The sequence below is a fragment of the Phocaeicola intestinalis genome (genome assembly GCF_014837065.1).
In the GTDB taxonomy this organism is placed as follows: domain Bacteria; phylum Bacteroidota; class Bacteroidia; order Bacteroidales; family Bacteroidaceae; genus Phocaeicola; species Phocaeicola intestinalis.
The window spans coordinates 1-5,761 of sequence record NZ_JACSPP010000102.1; the positions used below are offsets into that span (position 1 = coordinate 1).

The window sequence follows — 5,761 nt, forward strand, 5'->3', positions numbered from 1 at the left end:
TCTTTCATTTACAAATTTAATAATTCTCTTGGCTTTATGCTATTTTGCTAGCACATTACAAACATAGGAACTAAAGAGCAAAAAGCAGAAGAGAAAAAACGGGAGGAGATGAACAGGGAGATACATGAGTTGGAAAAGCAACTGGGACTTGCGGAACGTGCTGACAGTTATACGAACTATGATCCTTTGTACATCGGCAATACACAGGAAGGTAGGGAAGGTTATTGGTCGGATTTGAAAAAGAAAGCTGCTTCGGGTTATAAGAGCCCGGACTTGATATGGATGATTAAAGAAACGAAAGGTGGAATTTGTGCACCGAGGTTCGGTTATGGAGATTGTCAGGTCTTGTTGCTGCTGCATAAAGATTGCTACGATATTCTTGGTTGCGCTCCTGTAGAAAGTGGAACCTTGGAACATTTGTTCAATGGCAGTGAAGGACCGGGAAAATTGCCAAGAGCTGACCGCTATGTGAAAGCAGCTTACGAAATGATGACTTTTTCAAACGACTATGCAGTACGGCTTCAGACGCTGTCGGAATGCGGGAATTATCAGGATTATTATGTTTATGCGGTTCCGGGAAACTTCCAATTCTCTGATGTGGAAACGGGGATGGATGAACGGTTAAAAAAGTTTATAGCAGATTTCCAACGTAAATATAAGAAGCAATGAAGAAAGACAAATATTATTATATGGTCCTGAAAGTTCAAGAGGAATATTTCCTGAATTTCGTATGACCATACTGCAGGCATCGCTCATATTTTATTCCCGTTCCACTTCTTCCAGTCCTATTAAGTCGTATCCTTTGATTTGGGCAACGATAAGATGCAATGTGGTTCCTTGGATGAGCGTTTGCACTTTGGGACCGGAAGCGTAATCTTTCACTTGCTTTATGGCTTTCGTCCGTTGTGCTTCCGCTCTCTCATCGGTAGCTGTGGCAGGCAGGTATTTCAATTCTAAAATATAGCTGTGCTTTACCATGGGCCAACGTACCAGGTCGGGCATGAGGAAGAAATCGCAATAACCGTGATTCAATTCCACTTCGGGGGCGGTCAGGTAGTAAGGGTTCAAGCTGAGGTAAGCATTCATAAAACCTTGCAAGTTCCGTTCACCTTCTATCAGGCTGCGGATGGCTGTGGTGTCATGATATGCTTTGAAAATATGTTCCAGCATGGGATGCCAATTCCCTTTGAAAGCTGCGTCGGTATAGCTGCGAAGCAACGGAGAAAGTTTTATCGGGTGTACCTTTTTGTATTCGTTCAATAAGAAATCGTAATATTGCTTCCGTACGTTGTTGTTCGGGATGCCCAGTTCTTGCTCGATTCCGTAAGTTCCCGTGATGGTCAGCATGCCGTAATAGAATAACAGGCTCTTGAATATTTCCGGGTCGGTCAGTCGGGATGCCGGGAATGAATTGGCTACGATGCCGGTAGTTGTTCCCTTTTCTGCCACTTCCAATAATACGCCTTTGCGATCACCGTCTAACTGGTCTAACTTAATCAGCTTGTCCAATTTCATGTAATCTGTACACGTGTTGCGGTCTACCATTTCTTTAGGGGCACATCCGTGTTGGATATAGTAATTCAAATAATAAGTAACCATATCGCAGTTAAACATCTTCGGGTCTGTATAGACTACCTCTTCTGAAAAGCAATATCCGTCGTACCAGGGTTTCATTTCTGCTATCAGATGTTCTTCATCGGCTTTTAATGTACCCGCAGACTGGTAGTAACGGATCATTTCGCGCACGTCTGTTTCGCTGAACCCTAACATCCGGTTGAAGCGGGCATCCATCGTGATGCTGGTGGCGATGTTGTAACCGCTGGTCACGTCATCTAAGGTCACGGGGCTGACTCCCAGCATCAGGATACGGTCGAAGTTGCCTTTATATTTCTTGAATACATCACGGTAAAAGCCGCTGGCGAGGGTTATGACATGATAAATGGCTTCACCTTCTTCGTTCAGTATGGTATTGGTGAAATTGTCGTATTCGTCTACTATCAGATACAGTTTATGGTTGCGTGCGCTGGCTGCTGCAATGATAAGGGCGAACTTGGTGTTTGCGTCTTGCGCTCCTCTTATTCTTTCTACAAAGTCGGCGGGATAATAGGCGGCATAACGTTCTGCAAAATCGTCTAACCGCACTCCGAAGTAGCGGTTGAAATTCAAAGGGAGTGCATCTGCATTTCCTCCGACTTGCGAGAAGTCTAAGTGCAGCACTTGAAATTTGCCTTGCCATTGGGTAGGATGGTCTGCTACCCAAAGCCCTTTAAACAGTTCTCTGAAATTTTCTTTTTCGTTGATGTCGTAATAATAGCGGAGCATGGATAGGAAAAGGCTTTTCCCGAAACGGCGCGGGCGGATAAGGAACAGGAAACTCGCCACATCTTCCATGCGTTGGATATAGGCACTTTTGTCTACATAATAATAATTTTCTTTCCGGATCCGCCGGAAGTCTGATATGCCGTAAGGGAGGAGCTTGTATGTATTCATATTATTGCCGCATTGATACCTTTTGTTTTAGTGATGTTGTAACTGAGCGCTATCGTTGCAAAGGTAGCATTTTCTTTTGAAACGTCCAATACCGGAAGAGCTTGTTCTTTATATGAAATGAGGTCATTCCGGAAAAAGTCATGAGTGGTTATGCTGTATGAATCTGCGAGATTACAAGGATGATTCATGCATATATGTGCATAAGCCATTTCAATTATATGCGGACATGAAGGAAGATAGTCGCGTTGTGCCGGTCACGTAGAAGCATCGGCGCGAGGGCGGGCTTCTTTGTCTATATTAATGGGAATGTTTTTGCAAAGTAATCGTGTGTGCGGACGAGCCGGACAAGGTGGTTTTCTTGCTTGTGTAGCTTGTCTTGATTTCTTTGTTAGATAAACTATGTTAAAACTATAGTTCTCCCAAAAAGAAAACTTACAAGATGCTTGTGTGTTAATAAAATTATGTGAATCAGTTTGTTAAGATTTTGTTTTGGAAAACTTTCTTTTTTGTTTTGCAGATTGGAAAAACATCTTTAGCTTTGTACCACCTTATGAAAGACGATAGATTTTAATCAAAATACTCATTAATCGTGGAAAATCAGACGTTCAGTTACGACGAAGCATATAATGCCTCGTTGGATTATTTCAAGGGAGACGAGCTTGCCGCCCGCGTGTGGGTGAACAAGTATGCCGTAAAGGATTCTTTCGGCAATATTTACGAGAAATCTCCCGAAGATATGCATTGGCGTATCGCGAATGAAGTGGCACGTATCGAAGCCAAGTATCCGAATGGGTTGAGCGCAGAAGAGCTGTTCCGCCTGTTTGATCATTTCAAGTACATCATTCCGCAGGGAAGCCCGATGACGGGCATCGGAAACAATTATCAGATTGCGTCCTTGTCGAACTGCTTCGTAATCGGGCTGGACGGAGCTGCCGATTCGTATGGGGCCATCATCCGCATCGACGAGGAGCAGGTGCAGCTGATGAAGCGCCGCGGAGGTGTAGGGCACGACCTGTCGCACATCCGCCCGAAAGGTTCGCCGGTAAAGAACTCGGCGTTGACTTCTACCGGGCTGGTGCCATTTATGGAGCGTTATTCCAACTCTACGCGCGAGGTGGCTCAAGACGGACGCCGCGGGGCGCTGATGATGACGGTATCTATCAAGCATCCCGACTCGGAAGCTTTCATCGATGCCAAGATGACCGAAGGAAAGGTTACGGGAGCCAATGTGTCGGTGAAGCTGGACGATGAGTTTATGGAAGCTGCCGTGGAAAACCGCCCGTATGTGCAGCAGTTCCCTATCGGTTCGCCTCATCCGATGGTGAAGAAAGAGATTGACGCTTCGGCTTTGTGGAAGAAAATCGTGCACAACGCGTGGAAGTCGGCAGAGCCGGGCGTGTTGTTCTGGGACACGATTCTCCGCGAGTCGGTGCCCGATTGTTATGCCGACTTGGGTTTCCGCACCGTGTCTACCAACCCGTGCGGCGAAATCCCTCTGTGCCCGTACGATTCTTGCCGTCTGCTTGCCATCAACCTGTATTCGTATGTGGTCAATCCGTTTACTCCGGAGGCTTATTTCGATTTCGATTTGTTCAAGAAGCACGTGGCTTTGGCACAGCGCATCATGGACGACATCATCGACCTGGAGCTGGAAAAGATAGAGAAAATCATGGAAAAGATAGATTCCGACCCCGAAAGCGAAGAAGTGAAAGGTACGGAGCGCCATTTGTGGGAAAAGATTTACCGCAAGTCGGGCATGGGACGCCGTACGGGCGTGGGCATCACTGCCGAAGGCGACATGCTGGCGGCTTTGGGATTGCGCTACGGGACGGAAGAGGCGACCGAGTTTGCCGAACGGGTGCAGAAAACCATTGCGCTGGAGGCATACCGTTCTTCGGTTGTTATGGCAAAGGAACGTGGCGCGTTCGAGATTTACGATACGGAACGCGAGAAGGACAATCCGTTCGTGAACCGCTTGCGTGAAGCCGACCCCGGGCTTTATGAGGAGATGAAGAAGTACGGCCGGCGTAACATCGCGTGCCTGACCATTGCCCCTACGGGGACCACCAGCCTGATGACGCAGACCACTTCGGGCATTGAGCCGGTGTTTATGCCGGTTTACAAGCGCCGGCGCAAGGTGAATCCGAATGACGAGAACGTGCGCATCGACTTTGTGGACGAAACGGGAGACGCTTTCGAGGAATACCTGGTGTTCCATCACAAGTTCCTGACGTGGATGAAGGTGAACGGTTATGACCCTGACAAGCATTACACGCAAGAGGAAATTGACGACCTGGTGGCGAAATCTCCTTATTATAAAGCGACTTCGAACGACGTGGACTGGCTGATGAAGGTCAAGATGCAGGGACGCATCCAGAAATGGGTGGACCATTCGATTAGCGTGACCATCAATTTGCCGAACAACGTAGACGAAGAGTTGGTGAACCGTCTGTATGTAGAGGCATGGCGGTCGGGCTGCAAGGGATGTACGGTGTACCGCGACGGTTCGCGTGCAGGCGTGTTGCTTTCTGCCAAGAAGAAAGACGACAAGAAAGAGGAAGAATGCCATTGCAAGCCTCCTCAGGTAACGGAAGTCCGCCCGCGTGTGCTCGAAGCCGATGTGGTGCGTTTCCAGAACAACAAGGAGAAATGGGTGGCGTTCGTCGGTCTGCTCGACGGTTATCCTTACGAAATATTTACCGGTCTGCAAGATGATGACGAGGGCATTGTATTGCCGAAATCGGTAGTTCGCGGCCGCATCATCAAGAATTATGACGAGAACGGCGTGAAGCGTTATGATTTCCAGTTCGAGAACAAGCGTGGATATAAGATGACGATTGAAGGATTGTCCGAGCGCTTCAACAAGGAGTATTGGAATTATGCGAAACTGATTTCAGGCGTGTTGCGCTACCGGATGCCTATCGAACAGGTGATCAAGTTGGTCAATTCGCTCCAGCTCGATAGTGAGAATATCAATACGTGGAAGAACGGTGTGTCGCGTGCATTAAAGAAATATGTGCTCGACGGCACGGAAGCCAAAGGCGTGAAATGCCCGAATTGCGGCAATGAGACTTTGGTTTATCAGGAAGGTTGCCTGATTTGCAAGACTTGTGGTTCTTCGCGTTGCGGATGACTTTGCTTTTCACCACAGATTACGCAGATTTATAAAAAATGCCAATCAGGAGTTAAAAGGGAGTTATAGGTAGTTATCGCCCGCCGGTGCGGGCTGGGAGTTAGATGCCAATACCTTTTTGCGCCGCTTCTGTAGAGA

Annotated in this window: 3 protein-coding genes; 2 read left to right on the forward strand and 1 reads right to left on the reverse strand. The window is 47.4% G+C overall.

The window, feature by feature from the left end; genetic code table 11:
* The first annotated feature begins 108 nt into the window (after window positions 1-108).
* On the forward strand, window positions 109-669 hold the full coding sequence (locus H9625_RS16885) for a hypothetical protein (protein WP_191765484.1): 561 nt from the start codon (window positions 109-111) through the stop codon (window positions 667-669).
* Window positions 670-759: 90 nt separating this feature from the next.
* On the opposite strand, the gene H9625_RS16890 is transcribed toward H9625_RS16885, so the two are convergent.
* Window positions 760-2,490 (reverse strand): ATP-binding protein, encoded by a 1,731-nt coding sequence (locus tag H9625_RS16890; protein WP_191765486.1) that lies wholly within the window; start codon window positions 2,488-2,490, stop codon window positions 760-762.
* 589 nt (window positions 2,491-3,079) lie between these two features.
* On the opposite strand from H9625_RS16890, the gene H9625_RS16895 reads away from it, so the two are divergent.
* Window positions 3,080-5,623: an adenosylcobalamin-dependent ribonucleoside-diphosphate reductase gene (locus H9625_RS16895; RefSeq protein ID WP_022040445.1), complete on the forward strand. Its 2,544-nt coding sequence runs from the start codon at window positions 3,080-3,082 to the stop codon at window positions 5,621-5,623.
* Window positions 5,624-5,761 lie beyond the last annotated feature (138 nt).